We start from the raw sequence: 15,344 nt of genomic DNA on the forward strand, positions 1-15,344 counted from the left end.
TGTTTTTCGATACGGGTGGTTACATCTTTCCTACACATTCCTTCCAGCATTTTCTACCATCCGCCACCCGCCGCTGGGCGTACCCGAGCGCTCCAGTTATAATCAGCCGATTTCCCCTTTGCCAAGACATCGAGCCCATGACCGAGTCCGTTCTTGACTACATGACCCGCCTGGGTCGCGCCGCCCGTGAGGCCTCGCGGGTGATCGGCAGTGCCAGCACCGCGCAGAAGAACCGCGCCCTGCAGGCCGCCGCCGACGCCCTCGACGCGGCCCGCGACGCGCTCACCGCAGCCAACGAACAGGACTTGGCCAACGGTCGCAAGAACGGCCTGGAGCCGGCGCTGCTCGACCGCCTGGCACTCACCCCCGCACGCATCGACGGCATGATCACCGGCCTGCGCCAGGTGGCCAGCCTGCCGGACCCGGTCGGCGCCATCCGCGACATGAGCTACCGTCCGTCGGGCATCCAGGTCGGCAAGATGCGCGTGCCGCTGGGTGTCATCGGCATCATCTACGAGTCGCGCCCCAACGTGACCATCGACGCCGCCAGCCTGTGCCTGAAGTCGGGCAACGCCACCATCCTGCGTGGCGGCTCCGAGGCCATCCACTCCAACCGCGCCATCGCCACCTGCATCCAGCGTGGCCTGGCCGAGGCCGGCCTGCCGCCGGCGGTGGTGCAGGTGGTCGAGACCACCGACCGTGAGGCCGTGGGCGCGCTGATCAGCATGCCGGAGTTCGTCGACGTGATCGTCCCGCGCGGCGGTCGTGGCCTGATCGAACGCATCAGTCGCGATGCCCGGGTGCCAGTGATCAAGCACCTGGACGGCATCTGCCATGTCTTCGTCGATGCCCACGCCGACCTGGACAAGGCCTGGCGCGTGGCTTTCAACGCCAAGACCTACCGCTACGGCATCTGCGGCGCCATGGAAACCCTGCTGGTTGACCAGGCCGTGGCCGAGCGCTTCCTGCCGGAAATGGCCCGCCGCTTCCACGACAAGGGCGTCGAGCTGCGCGGCTGCGAGCGCACCCGGGCGATCATCGACGCCAAGCCGGCCAGCGAAGACGACTGGCACACCGAATACCTCGACGCGATCCTGTCGATCCGCGTTGTCGACGGTCTGGAGCAGGCCATCGAGCACATCAACCACTACGGTTCGCACCACACCGACTCGATCATCACCGAGCACCAGGGGCAGTCCCGGCGTTTCATCGCCGAGGTCGACTCGGCATCGGTCATGCTCAACACCCCGACCTGCTTCGCCGACGGCTTCGAGTACGGCCTGGGCGCGGAGATCGGCATCTCCACCGACAAGCTGCACGCCCGCGGCCCGGTCGGCCTGGAAGGCCTGACCTGCGAGAAGTACGTGGTGATCGGTGACGGCCAGCTGCGCGGCCAGGAGTCGTGCTGAGTTGAGCAACGCGGTGGCAGTCCGGCGTATCGGCATTCTCGGCGGGACCTTCGACCCGGTGCATATCGGCCACCTGCGCAGCGCGCTGGAAGTGGCCGAGTTCATGCGTCTCGACGAACTGCGCCTGCTGCCCAACGCCCGCCCGCCGCACCGCGACACGCCGCAGGTGTCGGCCCAGGACCGCCTGGCCATGGTGCGTAGTGCCGTGCAGGGCGTCGAGCGCCTGAGCGTGGATGACCGCGAGCTGGCCCGCGACAAGCCGTCGTACACCATCGACACCCTTGAATCGATCCGTGCGCAGCTGCACGCGCACGACCAGTTGTTCCTGGTGCTGGGTTGGGACGCGTTCTGCGGCCTGCCCAGCTGGCATCGCTGGGAAGAACTGCTGCAACACTGTCACATCCTGGTGCTGCAACGCCCGGATGCCGATGTCGAACCCCCCGACGCGCTGCGCAACTTGCTGGCGGCGCGCTCGGAGAGCGATCCCACCGCCATGTCCGGCCCGGCGGGGCACATTTCGTTCGTCTGGCAGACCCCGCTCGCGGTGTCCGCCACACAGATCCGACAGCTGCTGGCCAGCGGCAAGTCGGCGCGGTTCCTGGTGCCGGACGCAGTACTGGCCTATATCGAGGCACACGACCTGTATCGTGTGTCCAACTGACGGCGCCCGCTGGCGCCTCAATCAATGAGTTGAACGAGTTTTATATGACCAAGCAGAAAATTTACGGCGAAGAACTGGTCGCAGTGACCAAGGCCGCGCTGGAAGACGTCAAGGCCCAGGACATCCAGGTCATCGACGTGCGCGAAAAGCACAGCCTGACCGACTACATGATCATTGCCACCGGTACCTCCAACCGCCAGATCAACGCCATGGCGGAAAAGGTCCGTGAGGCGGTCAAGGCCAAGGGCGCTCAACCGCTGGGCGAAGAAGGCAAAGGCGACAGTGATTGGGTGCTGCTGGACCTCAACGACGTCATCGTCCACATGATGACCGCCGCTGCCCGCCAGTTCTACGACCTGGAGCGGCTGTGGCAGGGTGCCGAGCAAAGCCGTGCCGCCGATGGCAAGCACCACAGCCCGGAACACGCCCACGAGTATTCCGAGAAGCTCAAGGACCGGGAATAAGGAAGCGCCGTGCGTCTGCGTCTGATCGCGGTCGGCTCGCGCATGCCCAAGTGGGTCGAGGAAGGCTGGCATGAGTATGCCAAACGCCTGCCCCCGGAGCTTGCGCTGGAGCTGGTGGAAATCCCGCTGAACACCCGCGGCAAGAATGCCGATGTCGCCCGCCTGATCCGTCAGGAGGGCGAGGCGATGCTGAGCAAGGTGCAGCCTGGGGAACGCATCGTCACCCTCGAGGTCCATGGCAAGCCCTGGAGCACCGAGCAACTGGCGGGCGAGCTGGACCGTTGGCGCCTGGATGCGCGCACGGTCAACCTGATGGTGGGCGGCCCGGAGGGGCTGGCGCCGGAGGTCTGCGCGCGCAGCGAACAGCGCTGGTCGCTGTCGCCGCTGACGTTGCCGCACCCATTGGTAAGGATACTCATCGGCGAGCAGATCTACCGCGCCTGGACCGTGTTGTCCGGGCATCCCTACCACAAATGAACCTGTAAGCCTGTCCGATGCCGCAGCAGATTCGCCTCAAGGACCACGAGAAAGACGCCCGCCTGGTGCGCAACCGCGTTGTCGTGGGCGCCGTGGCGGTGGTGCTGCTCGTCTGCGTGCTGATCGCCCGGCTGTATTACCTGCAGGTCATCCAGTACGACTATCACTCGACGCTGTCGGAGAACAACCGGGTGCATGTGCAGCCGATTCCGCCGACCCGAGGGCTGATTTTCGACCGTAACGGTGTGGTGGTGGCGGACAACCGCCCCAGCTTCAGCCTGGTGATGACCCGCGAGCGCGCCGGCAATGCCGGCAAATGGCAAGACGTGCTGGATGTGATCGTCGAAGTGCTCGAACTCACCCCCGACGACCGTGCCCTGTTCGAGAAGCGCATGAAACAGGGGCGTCGGCCATTCGAACCGGTGCCGATCCTGTTCGAGTTGAACGAGGAGCAGATTGCCCGCATCGCGGTCAACCAGTTCCGCTTGCCCGGCGTGGAAGTGGCGGCGCAACTGGTTCGCCATTATCCCCAGGGTGCGCATTTCGCCCATTCGGTGGGCTATGTCGGACGGATCAACGAGAAGGAACTCAAGACCCTTGACCCGGTGAACTACAGCGGCACCCACCACATCGGCAAGACCGGCATCGAACGCTTCTACGAAGACGAGTTGCATGGCCAGGTGGGCTACGAGGAAGTCGAGACCAACGCCCGTGGCCGCGTGCTGCGAGTGCTCAAGCGCACCGACCCGAAGCCTGGCAAGGACATCGTGCTGAGTCTGGACATCAAGCTGCAGGAGGCTGCCGAGCAGGCTCTGGGCGGGCGCCGTGGCGCCATCGTCGCCCTCGATCCGCGCACCGGCGAAGTGCTGGCCATGGTCAGCCAGCCGAGCTTCGACCCCAACCTGTTCGTCACCGGCATCGGCTTCAAGGCTTACGCCGAACTACGCGATTCGATCGACCGGCCACTGTTCAACCGCGTGCTGCGCGGCCTCTACCCGCCAGGCTCGACCATCAAGCCGGCGGTGGCGATCGCCGGTCTGGACAGCGGCGTGGTGACGGCGGGCAGCCGGGTGTTCGACCCGGGCTACTACCAACTGCCCAACTACGATCACAAATACCGCAACTGGAACCGCACCGGCGATGGCTGGGTCGATCTGGATGTGGCGATCATGCGATCAAACGACACGTACTTCTACGATCTTGCACACAAGATGGGGATCGATCGGTTGTCCAGCTACATGAACAAGTTCGGTATCGGGCAGAAGGTCGCCCTGGACATGTTCGAGGAGTCGCCCGGGTTGATGCCTTCCCGTGAATGGAAGCGCGCCACCCGCCGCCAAGCCTGGTTCCCCGGCGAAACCCTGATCCTCGGCATCGGCCAGGGCTATATGCAGACCACGCCGCTGCAGTTGGCCCAGGCCACCGCGCTGATTGCCAACAAAGGCGTGTGGAACCGTCCACACCTGGCCAAGACCATCGAAGGCCAGCCCCCAGTGGACGAGAACCCCATGGAAAACATCGTCCTGCGCGACAAGTCGGACTGGGCCAGGGTCACTCACGGCATGGAGCAGGTGATGCACGGCGCCCGCGGCACCGCTCGCAAGGCCGCCATTGGTTCGCAGTACCGCATCGCCGGCAAGAGCGGTACCGCTCAGGTGGTGGCGATCAAGCAGGGGGAGAAGTACGACCGCAACAAACTCCAGGAACGCCACCGCGACCATGCGCTGTTCGTCGCCTTTGCCCCGGCCGACGATCCGCGGATCGTGGTCTCGGTGATGGTCGAGAACGGCGAGTCCGGCTCCGGCGTCGCCGCCCCCGTGGTGCGCCAGGTCATGGATGCCTGGCTGCTTGACGAGAACGGCCGGCTCAAGCCCGAGTTCGCCCCTGCCACAGTCGCCCAGGAATCGGCCCCGTGAAGAACAACTTCGACCGCATGCTCTCCAGCGAGGACGTGATGCGCAGGCGCGCCAGCTTCCTGCAGCGCATTCATATCGACGGCCCCTTGCTGCTCATCCTGCTGACGCTCGCCGCTGGCAGCCTGTTCGTGCTGTATTCGGCCAGCGGCAAGAACTGGGACCTGTTGATGAAGCAGGCCAGCTCGTTCGGCATCGGCCTGGTGTCGATGTTCATCATCGCCCAGCTCGAGCCGCGCTTCATGGCGCGCTGGGTGCCGCTGGCCTACCTGGCCGGGGTGTTCCTGCTGGTCGTGGTGGACGTCATGGGCCACAACGCCATGGGCGCGACGCGCTGGATCAACATTCCTGGGGTGATCCGCTTCCAGCCCTCGGAATTCATGAAGATCATCATGCCGGCGACCATCGCCTGGTACCTGTCCAAGCGCACCTTGCCGCCTCACCTCAAGCATGTGGCGATCAGCCTGGTCCTGATTGGCGTGCCGTTCATCCTCATCGTGCGCCAGCCGGACCTGGGCACGGCGCTGTTGATCCTCGCCTCCGGCGCTTTCGTGCTGTTCATGGGCGGGCTGCGCTGGCGCTGGATCGTCAGCGTGATCGCCGCGGCGGTGCCGGTGGCGGTGGCGATGTGGTTCTTCGTCATGCACGACTACCAGAAGCAGCGCGTACTGACCTTTCTCGACCCGGAAAGCGACCCGCTGGGCACCGGCTGGAACATCATCCAGTCCAAGGCGGCGATCGGTTCGGGCGGGGTGTTTGGCAAGGGCTGGCTGCTGGGCACCCAGTCGCACCTGGACTTCCTGCCGGAAAGCCACACCGACTTCATCATCGCCGTGCTCGGCGAGGAGTTCGGCCTGGTCGGCATCTGTCTGCTGCTGCTGATCTACATCCTGCTGATTGGCCGCGGGCTGATGATCACGGCCCAGGCCCAGACCCTGTTCGGCAAGCTGCTCGCGGGCAGCCTGACCATGACCTTCTTTGTTTATGTGTTCGTCAATATCGGTATGGTCAGCGGCCTCCTGCCCGTGGTGGGCGTGCCGCTGCCCTTCATCAGCTATGGCGGAACTTCGTTGGTGACGCTGCTGTCAGCGTTTGGCGTTCTCATGTCGATCCATACGCACCGCAAGTGGATTGCACAGGTTTGAAAAAGGTGAAGAATTTCATGCAAGCAGTGCGTGGCTGGGCTGCCCGCCTGGCGCCGTGGTTCGGCGCGATGGGGCTGTTCGGCGCAATCCAGCAGGCCAATGCCGGCGACTACGATGGCTCGCCGCAGGTGGCCGAGTTCGTTGGCGAGATGACCCGCGACTACGGCTTTGCCGGGGAGCAGCTGATGGGCGTGTTCCGCGAGGTGCAACGCAAGCAGGCGATCCTCGACGCGATTTCGCGGCCGGCCGAGCGCGTCAAACCGTGGAAGGAGTACCGCCCGATGTTCATCACCGACGCGCGCATCGCCCGCGGTGTGGACTTCTGGCGCCAGCACGAAGCCGTGCTGGCCCGCGCCGAGCAGGAATACGGTGTGCCGGCGCAATACATCGTCGCGATCATCGGCGTGGAGACCTTCTTCGGCCGCAACACCGGCAACTACCGGGTCATCGATGCCCTGTCCACGCTCGGTTTCGACTACCCGCCGCGGGCCGAATTCTTCCGCAAGGAGCTACGCGAGTTCCTCCTGCTGGCCCGCGAGGAACAGCTCGATCCGCTTACGCTCAAAGGCTCCTACGCCGGCGCCATGGGCCTGCCGCAGTTCATGCCGAGTAGCTTCCGCGCCTATGCCGTGGACTTCGACGGCGACGGCCACATCAATATCTGGAACAACCCGGACGATGCCATCGGCAGTGTCGCCAGCTACTTCAAGCGCCACGGCTGGGTGCCCGGGGAGCCTGTGGTCAGCCGCGCCGACGTGGCCGGCGCGCGGGCCGACGAAGGCCTGACCACCGGCATCGAGCCGACCAGGACTGTCGCGCAGTTGCGGGCGCTGGGCTGGTCGGGTCATGATGCGTTGCGCGATGATCTGCCGGTCACCGCCTTCCGCCTGGAAGGCGCGGATGGCCCCGAGTACTGGATGGGCCTGAAAAACTTCTACGCGATCACTCGCTACAACCGCAGCGTGATGTATGCCATGGCGGTGCATCAGCTTTCGGAACAGCTGGTTCTGGCACGGGGCGTCAAGTAAATGCGCGAACTCTTCACCGTCAATACCGCAAAACTGCTCACCTGCGTCGCCGTCGGCCTGGTACTGGCCAGTTGCTCGTCGAGCCGGCCCTCCACCCCGCAGAGCGGCAACACCGTGCGTGCGCAGCCGGGCCTGGACATCAACCGCGCGCACAAGGACGGCGCGCCTTGGTGGGATGTGGACGTGAACAAGATCCCCGACGCCACGCCGACCGTGCATACCGGCAACTACAAGGCCAACCCCTACACGGTGCTGGGCAAGACCTACTACCCGATGCAGGACTCGCGCAACTACCGCGCCGAGGGTACTGCCTCCTGGTACGGCACCAAGTTCCATGGGCAGAACACCGCCAACGGTGAGCTGTACGACCTGTATGGCATGAGCGCGGCGCACAAGACCCTGCCGCTGCCGGCCTACGTGCGGGTGACCAACCTGGCCAACGGCCGTAGCGTGATCCTGCGGGTCAATGACCGTGGCCCGTTCTACTCCGACCGCATCATCGACCTGTCCTACGCCGCGGCCAAGAAGCTCGGCTATGCCGAGATCGGCACTGCCCATGTACGCGTCGAAGGCATCGATCCGCAGCAATGGTGGGCCCAGCGTGGCCAGCAGCCGCCGATGGTGCTCAAGGAGCCGCAGGTGGCCCAGGCCCAGCCGCTTCCTGCCAGCACCGGTCGGGTCGAGCAGTGGACCCCGCCGCCGCAACAGCACGCGGCGCCGGTGGTGCCGGTGCAGGTGGGTGGCAACAACGTGCCGAACGCCAGCGGTGGCAGCATCCTGCAAGTGGGCGCGTTTGCCAACCCGGATGCTGCCGAGTTGCTGCGCTCGAAGCTGAGCACCATGGTCAGCGCACCGGTGTTCATCAGCTCGGTGGTGCGCAACCAGCAGACCTTGCACCGGGTGCGCCTGGGGCCGATCAACAGCCAGGGTGAGATCCAGCAGGCGCAGGACAGCATTCGCCTGGCCAATCTCGGCCAGGCCAAGGTCGTCACTGATTGAGAGCAATCGCGGGGCAAGCCCGCTCCCACGTTCCGCCTTGCAGATGGCGTGGGAGCGGGCTTGCCCCGCGATGAATCGACACGCCGACCTGTCGGTTTGTTCATGAATTGCCGGGCAATGACATGTACAATGCCCGCTTTTGCCCGCAGCGGCATTACGTCGCACTGTCGGGCCAGGCCATCGGCCATAAAACTAGACTGACGGGGCGCTGGGCAAACGAACTTGCCCACGGAACATCAGACCATTAGCGATTTACGAGAGACGGATGAACATCACCAACCTTGCCAAACGACTTTGCCTGCCCGTTCTGCTGATGATCATGCCCGCTGCGTTCGCAGCGGAGCAGATGATGCCGGCACCACCGCAACTGGCCGCCAAGTCCTATGTACTGATGGACGCGTCCAGCGGCAACGTGCTGGTCGAGAACAACGGTGACGAACGCCTGCCGCCGGCCAGCCTGACCAAGCTGATGACCGCCTACATCGCCACCCTCGACATCCGTCGCGGTCAGATCGGCGAGAACGACCCGGTGACCGTCAGCGAGAACGCCTGGCGTACCGGCGGTTCGCGCATGTTCATCAAGGTCGGCAGCCAGGTGACCGTCAGCGACCTGCTGCACGGCATCATCATCCAGTCTGGCAACGATGCCTCGGTCGCCCTGTCCGAGCACATCGCCGGCAGCGAAGACGCCTTCGCCGACATGATGAACAAGACCGCCGCCGACCTGGGCATGGCCAACAGCCACTTCATGAACCCGACCGGCCTGCCGAACCCGGAGCACTACTCCTCGGCCCACGACATGGCCCTGCTGGCGCGCGCGATCATCAACGAAGATCCGGCGCACTACGCCATCTACTCGCAGAAAGAGTTCTTCTGGAACAACATCAAGCAGCCTAACCGCAACCTGCTGCTGTGGCGCGACAAGACCGTCGATGGCCTGAAGACTGGCCACACCGACGAAGCCGGCTACTGCATGGTCGCCTCGGCCGTGCGTGACGGCCAGCGCCTGATCGCCGTGGTGTTCGGCACCAACAGCGAGCAGTCCCGCGCCGCCGAGACCCAGAAGCTGCTGACCTACGGTTTCCGCTTCTTCGAAACCCAGACCTTCTACCAGAAAGGTACCGAGCTGACCCAGGCCCAGGTATGGAAAGGCGCGACCAATCAGGTGAAAGCCGGCCTGGCCAACGACCTGACCATGACCATGCCTAAAGGCCAATTGAAACGCCTCCAGGCTTCGATGACCATGAATCCGCAACTGACCGCTCCAATCGCCAAAGGTGACGTGATCGGCAAAGTGGAAGTCAAACTGGACGAGAAAGTGGTTCACAGCGCTGACCTCATCGCCCTCGACGGCGTGGAGGAAGCTGGTTTCTTCGGCCGTATGTGGGATAGCATCCGCCTGTTCTTCTACGGTTTGTTCAACTGATACGTGACCTGCACGCCCCCGTGAACCAGGCGGGGGCGATGTTGCTGCCACGGCTTACGAGGCCGTTTCCGCCATGAGCGAAGAAGACGTCAAGTCGCACAAGATCGAATTCCCCTGCGAGGACTACCCGATCAAGGTGATCGGCGACACCGTTGTCGGTTTCCGCGACACCGTGATCGAGATCCTCAGCAAGCACGCCAAGGTCGACCTGTCGACCCTGGCCGAGCGCCAGAGCAAGGAAGGCAAGTACACCACGGTACAACTGCATATCGTTGCCGAGAGCGAGAACCAGCTGCACGACATCAACAGTGCCCTGCGTGCCACCGGCATCGTGAAAATGGTGCTGTGATGTCCGGTGTGCTCGGTATTCGCGATCTTGGCCTGCAGCCCTATGAACCGGTGCTGGAGGCCATGCGCCGCTTTACCGAGCAACGCGGCCCGGACAGCCAGGACGAAGTCTGGCTGGTCGAGCACCCGCCGGTATTCACCCAGGGCCAGGCCGGCAAGGCCGAGCACCTGCTGATCCCGGGGGAAATCCCGGTGGTGCAGACTGACCGCGGCGGCCAGGTCACCTACCACGGCCCCGGCCAACTGGTGGCCTACCTGCTGTTGGATGTGCGGCGCCTGAGCATCGGCGTGCGCGAGCTGGTCAGCCGCATCGAGCAGACGCTCATCGACCTGCTCGCCAGCTACGGTGTGCAGGCCGCGGCCAAGCCCGATGCCCCGGGCGTCTACGTCGATGGCGCGAAGATCGCGTCCCTTGGCCTTCGAATTCGCAACGGTCGTTCCTTCCACGGCCTTGCCCTGAACGTGGACATGGACCTTGCGCCATTCCGCCGAATCAACCCCTGTGGGTATGCGGGGCTGGCCATGACCCAGCTGCGTGACCTGGCAGGCCCGATCGAACTCGACGAGGTCAGGACAAGGCTGCGCGGACAGCTGGTCAGGCACCTCGACTATGCTGAGCAGACGACCCTCACGGGCGGAATCGACTGATTATGACAACTGTGCAAGAAGCCGTGCCGAACCTGATCCCCACGCAAGACGTGACTCCGCGCCCTGCGCCCAAAAAAGTCGAGGCCGGCGTGAAACTGCGCGGCGCCGAGAAGGTGGCGCGCATCCCGGTGAAAATCATCCCCACCGAAGAGCTGCCGAAAAAGCCCGACTGGATTCGCGTACGCATCCCGGTTTCGCCGGAGGTCGACCGCATCAAGCAACTGCTGCGCAAGCACAAGCTGCACAGCGTGTGCGAAGAGGCCTCCTGCCCGAACCTGGGCGAGTGCTTCTCCGGCGGCACCGCGACCTTCATGATCATGGGCGACATCTGCACCCGCCGCTGCCCGTTCTGCGACGTTGGCCACGGCCGTCCGAAGCCCCTGGACCTGGACGAGCCGAAGAACCTGGCCATCGCCATCGCCGACTTGCGTCTGAAGTACGTGGTGATCACCTCGGTGGACCGCGACGACCTGCGTGACGGCGGTGCCCAGCACTTCGCCGACTGCATCCGCGAAATCCGTGCGCTGTCGCCGGGCGTCCAGCTGGAAACCCTGGTACCGGACTACCGTGGGCGCATGGACGTGGCGCTGGAAATCACCGCGCAGACCCCGCCGGACGTGTTCAACCACAACCTCGAGACCGTGCCGCGCCTGTACAAGGCCGCGCGTCCTGGCTCGGACTACGACTGGTCGCTGGACCTGCTGCAGAAGTTCAAGCAGATGGTCCCGCACGTGCCGACCAAGTCCGGCCTGATGCTGGGCCTGGGCGAGACCGACGACGAGGTGATCGAGGTCATGCACCGGATGCGCGAGCACGACATCGACATGCTGACCCTCGGCCAGTACCTGCAGCCGTCGCGCAACCACCTGCCGGTACAGCGCTTCGTGCACCCGGACACCTTCGCCTGGTTCGCCGAGGAAGGTTACAAGATGGGCTTCAAGAACGTCGCCTCCGGCCCGCTGGTGCGCTCGTCGTACCACGCCGATCAGCAGGCCCACGAAGCCAAGATCAAGCTCTGAACCGGGCTTGAGCGGGACATGCCGATGCGCGCCGGAAGGCGGCATCGGCATTTTTGTTTTTGAGCGATCTGTTTCAAGCGACAAGCTGCAAGGAGTGGCGCGATGAACTGCCTGGAAACTGCTGAATACCTGTTGCCCAAGGCCTTGCCTGACAACGCCTGCTTCGCCATCGTCGCACCGGCTGGGCCGGCGCGGCTGGATACCGACAAGGCCCGTCAATGGTTCGAAGAGCGTGGTCAGCAATGCCGCATCTACCCTGGAGTGCTGCAGGCGGACGGTTACCTTGCCGGCGGCGACGAGCAGCGCCTGCGCGACCTGCACGATGCGTTCAGTGCCCCGGATATCGACGCCATCCTGTGCATGCGCGGCGGTTACGGCAGCATGCGCCTGCTGGACCGCATCGACTTCGAACTGATCCGTCGCCATCCCAAGCCGTTGGTAGGTTACAGCGACATCACCGCCCTGCATTCGGCGCTCAACCGACATGCCGGGATGCTGGCCTTCCATGGCGCCATGCTCAATGCCGACCTGCTGGGGGGCAAGCTTGAGCCGACCGTCAGCTCACTGTTCGGGCAATTGCGGGGGCGTCTGGGGGCGGGCGATGCTATTGGCCATCCTGTCGAGTTCCCGCTCACCAGCGTGGTGCCCGGGGCTGCCAGCGGGCGTCTGGTGGGTGGCAACCTGTCGCTGCTCGGTGCCACGCTGGGGACGCTGGCGCAAGTCGATACCCAGGACAGCATCCTGTTTATCGAGGACGTCAACGAGCCGCTCTATCGTGTCGACCGGCTACTGACCCAGCTGCGCCTGGCCGGCAAGCTGGAAGGGGTGCGAGGAGTGCTGGTGGGGGACTTTGCCGGGATCACGGTGGCGGCGTTGACGCCGCTGCTGTTGGATATCTTCGGTCCGCTCGGGGTGCCGGTGCTGGCCGGGTGGCGCAGTGGGCACTGTGATCCGAATGTGTGCTTGCCGTTGGGTGCAAAAGTGCGGCTGGATGCCGAAGAGCAGAGTCTGGTGCTGTTGCAGGATCTGTTCAGGGGTTGAGATCGCTTGGGCTGCTTGGCAGCCCAATTCGGTCTGTACCGCGAATGGGGCGCAGAGCGCCCCCGCGTTCCTCTAGCGACGCAGGCTATCGAGCAGCTTGTGCGTCGGATACCCATCCGCTGGCCAACCCTGCGCCTGCTGGGCAGTGCGGATCGCCTTGCGGGTATTGGCGCCGATGATCCCATCCGGATTGCCTGCTTCATGCCCCTTGGCATTGAGCAAGGTCTGCAGCTCGATTCGTTCGCTGCGGCTCAATGGCAGGTCTTCTTTCGGCCAGCTGCCGGCAATGAACCCCCACCCGTAGAAGCGATCTCCCAGCAGGCTGACCGCCAGCGCGTAGGACGACGAATTGTTGTACTTGAGGATGGCGCGGAAGTTGTCCAGCACCAGGAACGCCGGCCCACGGGCGCCCGCAGGCAGCAGCAGGGCGGCGGACAGCTGGCTGCTGCCGGCGGGCAGCGTGGTACCGGCAGGCAGTTTCACGCCCAGCTGCAGCCATTCGCTGACACTCTTGCGCTGGCTGCCATCGGCCAGCCAGTAGTCGAAGCCGGCGGGCACCTGCACTTCGAAGCCCCAAGGCTGGCCACGCTTCCAGCCGGACGCCTGCAGGTAGTGCGCGGTGGATGCCAGGGCGTCGGCGGTGCTGTTCCAGATGTCGCGGCGGCCGTCACCGTCGAAGTCCACCGCGTGGGTAAGATAGGTGGTCGGGATGAACTGGGTCTGACCCATGGCGCCGGCCCAGGAGCCGCGCATCGCGTCGGGCTGGATGTCGCCGTTCTGCAGGATCTGCAGGGCGGCGATCAGCTGGTCCTGGGCGAACTGTGGGCGGCGGCCCTCATAGGCCAGGGTGGCCAGTGAGCGGATCACCGACTTGCTGCCCTGGAACTGGCCGAAGTTGCTTTCCATGCCCCATACCGAGACCAGGACCTGGCGATCGACACCGTAGCGCTGCTCGATGCGGGCCAGCAGCTCGGCATTTTGCTCGAGCAGTTTCTTGCCGTTGCGCACGCGCAGTGGCGACAGGGCGCCGTCCAGGTATTCCCAGACCGGGCGGGTGAACTCGGGCTGGCTGCGGTCGGCCTTGATCACGTCCATGTCCGGGGTGACGCCGAGGAAGGCGCGGTCGAACAGGTTGGCACTGATACCGGCCTGCAGGGCTTGCTGGCGGAAGCCGGCCTGCCATTGGGCGAAGGTCTGCAGGGGCTGGATTTCACTGCTTGCCTCGGGCGCGGTGCCGGGCAGGGTGACGACGGGAGCGGGCTGGGCGGGCGCCAGCGGCAGGGCGTCGGCGGCGGTGGGTTTCTCGGCGCAGGCGACGAGCAGGATGAAGCTTGTGGCCGCGATCAGCTGGCGGGGTTGCCAGCGGAGAGTGAGACGAGAGGGCATGCACGGATCCAGAATTGCAGGTCAGGTGCCGACCATACCATGCCTGCGCATTTCATGCCTTTCATGCCGCCATAAAGCAGGAAGCCTCCCAATCTCTCGATTGGAAGGCTTCGCGGCGGTAGCTGCCTTTGCCTTTTTCCGGCCGTTCCTGGCGGCAGCGGAACAGCGGTTGGGCGACGATGGACTTGGCCTTGTTGGGGCCGTGCTTTTTCGGCTTCTTGCTCATGGCGGGTTCCCGGTCTGGGTGGGTGGCGGGCGCACTTTAGGCCTGTCGCGCTACGTGAGCCAATTGATTGTGTTTATGGCGGCGGGCTGCCCGCGATGCGCTTTATTCGGCAGGCAGTGCCAAGCGCTGTCCGGCCATGAGCAGGGACAAGCGAGCCAGGCTGGTCCACGGCGAGCCCTCGGCCTGTCCCTTGATCTGCGCATCGATACGCTGGGCATCCTGCAGCAGCATGGCCCAGTGCTGCGCGGAGAGGCGCTGCAAGGCCTTGCTCACCAACGGACGACGTTTGTCCCACACCGGCGGGCGGGCCTGGCTGAATGCCTTGTCCAGCGGTACGCCCTGGCTGAACTGCTGTGCAAGCCCCGCCAGCAGGCGCAGCTCGCGGGCCAGGGCCCAGAGAATCACCGGCGGCTCCACGCCTTCGCCGCGCAACCCTTCGAGCATGCGCAAGGCATGGGCCGCCTCGCCGTTGAGAATGGCGTCAACCAGACCGAAGACATCAAAACGGGCACTGTCGGCGACGGCGGCCTGGACGGTCTCCACGGTGATCTGGTTGCCTTCGGCCAGCAGCTTGAGCTTTTCGATCTCCTGGGCGGCCGCCAGCAGGTTGCCCTCGACCCGAGCGGCAATCAGGTCGACAGCATCACGCTGGGCTGACAGGCCGGCCTGTGACAGGCGCTGGTTGATCCACTGCGGCAACTGCTGGGCGTCCACCGGCCAGATCTGTATGAACTGGCAGTGCGCGCCTTCGATCAGCGCCTTGCCCCACTTGGTCTTCTGCGCGCTGCCGTCGAGCTTGGGCAGGCTGATCAGCAGCAGTGTGTCTTCGGCCGGATTGGCGCAGTATTCCATTAGCGCGGCGGCGCCCTTGTCGCCGGGCTTGCCCGAGGGCAGGCGCAGTTCCAGCAATCGGCGCTGGGCAAAGAGCGACAGGCTGGCGCCGGCCAGCAGCAGGTTGCCCCAGTCGAAATTGGCGTCGGCGCTGAACACCTGGCGTTCGTCGTAACCCTGCTGGCGCGCGGCGCTGCGGATGGCGTCGGCGGCTTCCTGGCACAGCAGCGGATCGTCGCCGCTGACGATGTAGACGGGCGCCAGCTGGCCTTGCAGGTGCTTGTTGAGTTGGGCGGGAGCGAGCTTCATGAGGAGAGGCGGGG

The 15,344-nt window shown here is 64.8% G+C and carries 16 protein-coding genes; 13 read left to right on the top strand and 3 right to left on the bottom strand.

All coding sequences use genetic code 11. From position 1 onward, the window contains the following. Nucleotides 1-137 precede the first annotated feature (137 nt). The 13 genes from AC25M7_RS18090 (at nt 138) to AC25M7_RS18150 (ending at nt 12,578) form a co-directional block, all read left to right on the top strand. Entirely contained in the window at nt 138-1,409 is a 1,272-nt protein-coding gene (locus AC25M7_RS18090) for a glutamate-5-semialdehyde dehydrogenase (protein ID WP_486971335.1), read from the top strand. Between the two features lies 1 nt (nt 1,410). Further along, nucleotides 1,411-2,070, top strand: coding sequence for a nicotinate-nucleotide adenylyltransferase (gene nadD, locus AC25M7_RS18095; protein ID WP_028690384.1), 660 nt, complete (start codon nt 1,411-1,413; stop codon nt 2,068-2,070). Nucleotides 2,071-2,114: 44 nt separating this feature from the next. Beyond that, nucleotides 2,115-2,534 carry a ribosome silencing factor gene (gene rsfS / locus AC25M7_RS18100; protein WP_028690385.1) on the top strand — a complete coding sequence of 140 codons (420 nt, stop codon included), beginning with the start codon at nt 2,115-2,117 and terminating at the stop codon, nt 2,532-2,534. Between the two features lie 9 nt (nt 2,535-2,543). After that, nucleotides 2,544-3,011, top strand: a complete 468-nt coding sequence (gene rlmH / locus AC25M7_RS18105) for a 23S rRNA (pseudouridine(1915)-N(3))-methyltransferase RlmH (protein ID WP_023631106.1) — start codon at nt 2,544-2,546, stop codon at nt 3,009-3,011. Nucleotides 3,012-3,028: 17 nt separating this feature from the next. Next, nucleotides 3,029-4,927, top strand: coding sequence for a penicillin-binding protein 2 (gene mrdA, locus AC25M7_RS18110; protein ID WP_046857281.1), 1,899 nt, complete (start codon nt 3,029-3,031; stop codon nt 4,925-4,927). Between the two features lie 38 nt (nt 4,928-4,965). Further along, the gene (rodA, locus tag AC25M7_RS18115) at nt 4,966-6,069 is read left to right on the top strand and encodes a rod shape-determining protein RodA (RefSeq protein WP_051555660.1); all 1,104 of its coding nucleotides are present in this window, start codon (nt 4,966-4,968) and stop codon (nt 6,067-6,069) included. A 17-nt stretch (nt 6,070-6,086) separates the two neighbouring features. Beyond that, nucleotides 6,087-7,097, top strand: a complete 1,011-nt coding sequence (gene mltB, locus AC25M7_RS18120) for a lytic murein transglycosylase B (protein WP_028690388.1) — start codon at nt 6,087-6,089, stop codon at nt 7,095-7,097. After that, on the top strand, nt 7,098-8,096 hold the full coding sequence (locus AC25M7_RS18125) for a septal ring lytic transglycosylase RlpA family protein (RefSeq protein WP_028690389.1): 999 nt from the start codon (nt 7,098-7,100) through the stop codon (nt 8,094-8,096). It abuts the gene before it with no gap. Between the two features lie 265 nt (nt 8,097-8,361). Further along, nucleotides 8,362-9,522: a D-alanyl-D-alanine carboxypeptidase family protein gene (locus tag AC25M7_RS18130; protein WP_062361950.1), complete on the top strand. Its 1,161-nt coding sequence runs from the start codon at nt 8,362-8,364 to the stop codon at nt 9,520-9,522. Between the two features lie 73 nt (nt 9,523-9,595). Continuing rightward, nucleotides 9,596-9,871 (top strand): DUF493 domain-containing protein, encoded by a 276-nt coding sequence (locus AC25M7_RS18135; protein WP_011535839.1) that lies wholly within the window; start codon nt 9,596-9,598, stop codon nt 9,869-9,871. Then, entirely contained in the window at nt 9,871-10,518 is a 648-nt protein-coding gene (lipB, locus tag AC25M7_RS18140) for a lipoyl(octanoyl) transferase LipB (protein ID WP_028690391.1), read from the top strand. The genes AC25M7_RS18135 and lipB overlap by 1 nt, the downstream gene beginning before the upstream one ends. 2 nt (nt 10,519-10,520) lie before the next feature. Next, complete coding sequence (gene lipA, locus AC25M7_RS18145; RefSeq protein ID WP_028690392.1) at nt 10,521-11,537, top strand: lipoyl synthase; 1,017 nt, start codon at nt 10,521-10,523, stop codon at nt 11,535-11,537. 102 nt (nt 11,538-11,639) lie between these two features. Further along, nucleotides 11,640-12,578, top strand: a complete 939-nt coding sequence (locus tag AC25M7_RS18150) for a S66 peptidase family protein (RefSeq protein WP_028690393.1) — start codon at nt 11,640-11,642, stop codon at nt 12,576-12,578. A 72-nt stretch (nt 12,579-12,650) separates the two neighbouring features. Here the strand turns inward: AC25M7_RS18150 and AC25M7_RS18155 are convergent, their stop codons facing one another. From AC25M7_RS18155 to holA, 3 genes are all read right to left on the bottom strand, one after another. After that, nucleotides 12,651-13,964, bottom strand: coding sequence for a lytic murein transglycosylase (locus AC25M7_RS18155; protein ID WP_028690394.1), 1,314 nt, complete (start codon nt 13,962-13,964; stop codon nt 12,651-12,653). 61 nt (nt 13,965-14,025) lie between these two features. After that, on the bottom strand, nt 14,026-14,190 hold the full coding sequence (gene arfA, locus AC25M7_RS18160; RefSeq protein ID WP_028690395.1) for an alternative ribosome rescue factor ArfA: 165 nt from the start codon (nt 14,188-14,190) through the stop codon (nt 14,026-14,028). 102 nt (nt 14,191-14,292) lie between these two features. After that, on the bottom strand, nt 14,293-15,330 hold the full coding sequence (gene holA, locus AC25M7_RS18165; protein WP_486971336.1) for a DNA polymerase III subunit delta: 1,038 nt from the start codon (nt 15,328-15,330) through the stop codon (nt 14,293-14,295). Between the last annotated feature and the right edge of the window lie 14 nt (nt 15,331-15,344).

It is taken from the genome of Pseudomonas sp. P106(2024) (genome assembly GCF_057480815.1).